Origin of the sequence: Micromonospora sp. NPDC000207, assembly GCF_040300925.1 — a bacterium.
Lineage (GTDB): Bacteria > Actinomycetota > Actinomycetes > Mycobacteriales > Micromonosporaceae > Micromonospora.
This window is the reverse complement of sequence record NZ_JBEPEQ010000204.1, coordinates 1-4,409: the sequence shown is the minus strand read 5'-3', so window position 1 is coordinate 4,409 and position 4,409 is coordinate 1. Positions and strand designations below refer to the sequence as shown.

3 protein-coding genes are annotated in these 4,409 nt (G+C 75.0%); 1 reads left to right on the top strand and 2 read right to left on the bottom strand.

Going from position 1 to position 4,409, the window contains the following annotated elements; translation table 11 throughout:
- Positions 1-9 precede the first annotated feature (9 nt).
- Positions 10-1,311 (top strand): cupin domain-containing protein, encoded by a 1,302-nt coding sequence (locus tag ABT336_RS26880; protein WP_502891277.1) that lies wholly within the window; start codon positions 10-12, stop codon positions 1,309-1,311.
- A 93-nt stretch (positions 1,312-1,404) separates the two neighbouring features.
- On the opposite strand, the gene ABT336_RS26875 is transcribed toward ABT336_RS26880, so the two are convergent.
- Both ABT336_RS26875 and ABT336_RS26870 read right to left on the bottom strand, forming a co-directional pair.
- A complete protein-coding gene (locus ABT336_RS26875; RefSeq protein ID WP_350900315.1) occupies positions 1,405-2,067 on the bottom strand; it encodes a hypothetical protein in 663 nt (220 codons plus the stop codon).
- Positions 2,064-4,409: FtsK/SpoIIIE domain-containing protein (locus ABT336_RS26870; protein ID WP_350900313.1), on the bottom strand; the 2,346-nt coding region annotated here is incomplete at its 5' end. The genes ABT336_RS26875 and ABT336_RS26870, both read right to left, overlap by 4 nt.

Genomic DNA, 4,409 nt, shown 5'->3' with positions numbered 1-4,409 from the left:
GGCCCGGGTGTGTTTTGCGGGTGGGGTTTCTCCCCCGGGCGGGGGGCCCCCGCCCGCCGGGGGGGTCGATCCACTGCGACCCCTCCCGCCCCGCCCGGGGCCGCCGCGTTGCAGCGGTGCGTCGCTGTCGACCCGGCCACCTTCGTCGCCACCCACTGGGGACGTACCCCACTGCTGTCCCGGGCCGCGGACCTCCCCGGCCCGACGGGCTTCACCGACCTGCTCAGCCCCGCCGACGCCGACGAACTCCTCAGTCGCCGGGGCCTGCGTACCCCGTTCCTGCGGGTGGCCCGCGACGGTCAGCTGATCCCGGCGGCGCGGTACACCGGCGGCGGGGGTGCCGGTGCCGAGATCGGCGACCAGGTCCTCGACGAGAGGATCCTCCAGCTGTACGCCGACGGCGCCACCCTGGTCCTACAGGGACTGCACCGGACCTGGCCGGCGCTGATCGACTTCACCCGGGACCTCGGTGCCGCCCTGGTCCAGCCGTTGCAGGTGAACGCCTACCTGACCCCGGCCGGGAGCCAGGGCTTCGCCACCCACTACGACACCCACGACGTCTTCGTCCTCCAGGTCGACGGCCGCAAGCACTGGCGGATCCATCCCCCCGTGCTGGTCGACCCGTTGGAGCGGCAGCCGTGGGGCGGCCGGGCCGACGAGGTCTCCGCCACCGCCGAGGGTGCCGCAGCGCTCGACGTCGTCCTCGAACCCGGTGACGCCCTCTACCTTCCCCGTGGCTGGCTGCACAGCGCCCAGGCGCAGGAGTCCAGCTCCCTGCACCTGACCGTCGGGATCCGGGCGCTGACCCGGTACGCCCTGGTCGAGGAGCTGCTAGCGCTCGCCGCCGAGGACCCCAGGCTCCGCGCCGGGCTGCCGTTCGCCACGGACGTCGCCGATCCCGACGCCCTCGAACCGGAGTTGGCCGAGACCGTCGAGGCGCTGCGCGACTGGCTGTCCCGGGCCGACCCGCAGGCGGTGGCCGCCCGGCTGCGCCAGCGGGTGTGGCCCGCCGCCCGTCCGGCCCCGATCCGTCCCCTGGCCCAGGCCGCCGCGGTGGCCGACCTGACCACCGACACCCGCCTCACCGTCCGGCCCGGGCTGCGTCGGCAGCTCACCCACTCCGCCGACGGCCGGGTCACGCTCCTGCTGTCCGACAGGTCGCTGACGTTCCCGGCGCTCTGCGAACCGGCGCTGCGGGCGTTCCTCGACGGTGCGCTCACCCGGGTCGGGGACCTGCCGGGCCTGGACGACGCCGACCGGTTGGTCCTGGCCCGCCGGCTGCTCCGGGAGGCCGTCGCCGTACCCGCCTGACGGCCGCGTCCCCGAGGTCGTCCGCTGCGGTGACCTCGGGCGGCGAGGCGGTGACCCGGCGGGGTGTGCGGTCGGCACGTGGCCCGGCGGGTGTCAGCGGCCGACAGCCAGCAGCAGGGCCGTGCAGGCCAGCCCGGCGATCAGCACCACCGCCATCGGCCGGGGGCCGAACACCGCGTGTCGACGGTCCGCCACCCGCTTGGCCGGTACCAGACCGATCAACGGCCCGAGCAGGGTCACCACCAGCGCCAGCACCGGCATCCCGACCGCCAGGTCCCCGCCGGAACTCTCCCCGAACTCGCGGGCCACCGCGCCGAGGGCGTACGCCAGGACCGCCCCGAACACGCCGCAGACAGCGAGCACCGGGTTGGCCGAGGACGGCATCTCACCGGGCTGCCCCACCCGGTCCAGCAGCTCCCGTACGCCCTGCAACAGGTGGACCGGGTCGCCGGAGGCGTCGCGGTTCGCCCCCGGTGGCGCACCCGCCCGGCGTCCACCCCCCAACCGGTCGCGCAGCTGCTGCCACAGGTGCGCCGCCTCACCGTCCACCCGCTCCAGCAGCTCCCGGGCCGCCTCGGCCTCCTCCTCGGCCCGCCGCAGCTGTTCGGTGGCCTCCGCCACCGCCCGGTCGGCGGCGGCGCACTGCTTGTCGTACCAGGTGTGGGCCTCCTGCCGCTGGGTGTGGACCCGTGCCGTCAGCTCGGCCAACCGACGGACCTGCGCGGCGTACGTCTCGCTGGGCACCGGTTCGTTCATCGGGCCGGTCCGTAGGGGATGATGACCTGCCCGGTCCGGTGTACCGACCTGTCGAAGAAGAGTCCACGCCACGGGCGGGGGTACCAGTCCGGGCCGCCGGTGCCCGGGTAGAGCGAGGAGCCCAACTCGCCTCCCTGCACGTCCAGCGCCACCCAGGCGCCGATCTGGTCGGTGCGGGCCGCCGGGCCGCCGAGGTCCACCCGCATCCGGGCCACCCCACGCCACCAGGCCAGCACGTGGGTACGCCGCTCCGGCCCGTCGTGCAGGATCCGGCGCAGCTGCTCCAGACCGGTCCGGCCACCGACCCGGCCCGCGAGCTGCCCGGCCGCCGCGTCGACGGCGAACAGCAGCAGGTAGTGCGGCCGAGCGCCGGAACCCGCCCGGGACAGCCCCTCGGCGGTCTCGGCCATCAGCTCCGGCACCGTCTCCTCGTCGTACCAGGCGGCGTCGTCGGCGAGTTCCCCGTACAGCTCCCGGGCGGCCGGGTCGGCATCCGGGTCCAGGCAGGCGATGGAGAACCGGGCCTCCCCGGGACGGTGCTGACGGGCCAGGGACCGGGCGGCGGCGTCCAGGACCGCGCACGCCTCGTCGACCCGGGTCCCGATCACCGCCAGGTTCCGCCCCGGGGCCCGGGGCAACCGCAGCACCGCCGACCGGGCCTGGACGTCGATGATCTCCCCGAGGACGGCGACCGGGGTACGGCGTTCACCCTCACCCGGGCGCAGCGCCCGGAAGTCCGGTGCCTCGGTCAGTCGGGGGATCGCGTCACCGTCGAAGAGCCGGGCCGGGGCGGCGTCCTCCGGGCGCATCCGCCACAGCCGGTGCTGGAGTTCGCTCCAGCTCTCCCAGTCACTCGCCGACGGGATCCGGGCCACCTGGTTGCCCTCGGCCATCCCCGACTCGGCGTTGACCACCGCGTGGTGTCGGGGCAGGGTCTGCGCCGCGTCGTTGCGTTCGGCCAGGATCCGCAGGGCCTTGGGCAGCGCGATCCGCAGGGTGAACTGGGCGACCAACGCCGGACGTCCCCACAACGCCTCGATGCCCCGCACGTCCTGGGAGGCCAGGACCAGGTGGATGCCCTGGGAACGACCCCGTCTGGCCAGGTCCTCCAACAGGTCGGCGGCCTCCCTGGCCACGACGTCCCGACCGGCCAGCAGCATCTGGAACTCGTCCACCACGGCGACGATCCGGGGCCACCGGCCCTGCGGGTCCACGGTACGCAGCTCGGAGAGCTTGGTGACCTCGTGCTTCTTGGCGGCGTCGGCCCGGCGGCGCAACTCCTCGGCGAGGAACCGGAGCAGGGCGAGGCCGAACTCCCTGTCGGTGTTGACGTTGATCCCGACCAGCCGCATGTGCGGCAGCCAACTCGGGTCCCGTCGGCCCTGGGCGAACCGGGCGAAGGACACCCCCTCCTTGAAGTCGAGCAGGTAGAACTCCAGCTGGTCGGGGGAGTAGCGGGAGGCCAGGGCACCGATCCAGGCGAAGATCAGGTTGGTCTTGCCGGTCCCGGAGGGGCCGCCGATCAACGCGTGCGGAGGGTAGTCGCCGAGGCTGAGCTGCACCTGACGGCCGTTCGGGGCGGCACCGATCGGAGCGGTCAGGCCGTTCGCCGAGTCCTCCTGCCAGAACTGCTCGACCGGGGGGAGCAGCTCGGCGAAGGGCGCCGGGGGAGGACCGGCGTTGACGGTGGCCGCCACCGCCCGACAGGTCTCGGTCACCAGCGTCGCCGGGGGCGGCGGGTCGAGGCGGGCCGGCAGGCCCGGCGGGTCGCCGACGCGTACCCCCTCCGGCTCGACCACGATCCGGGTCACCGTCTGGTGCTCCGGCAGCGGCACCCCCCGGACCACCAGGTGCACCCCGCACGTCGCGCCGGTGCGGACCACCCTGTCGAGTTGGCTGCGTTCGTGGCGGCTGAGTTCGTCCCCGCCGAGCAGGACCGCCACCCGCCACGGCTCGGGTCGACGGCCGGTGGCGGCGGCCAGCTCCCGCAGCGAGGCGTACTCCCCGGCGAGCACCGTCTCGTTGATCCGGCGGATCTGCTCCACCAGGTCGTCGAGCAGCCGGCCCAGCCCGCCGGGACCGACGAAGGTGAGCAGCCCGGCGGAGGTCAGCGGGGCGAACCCGGCCAGCCCGCCGCCGAGCTGGTCCGGGTCGTAGCCGACCAGCCGTACCGTGCCGGGGTCGGCTTGCCCGAGGCTGCGCAGGAGCAGCGCCGGGACCACCGGTTCACCGCCGGCCAGCTCCGCGCCGGACAGGTGCACGTGCCCTGCGTCCAGCAGCGGCACCAGGGCCGGCACCGGCTCCGCGCCGGGGATGCGCAGCGTCCCGATCCGGACCGCCCC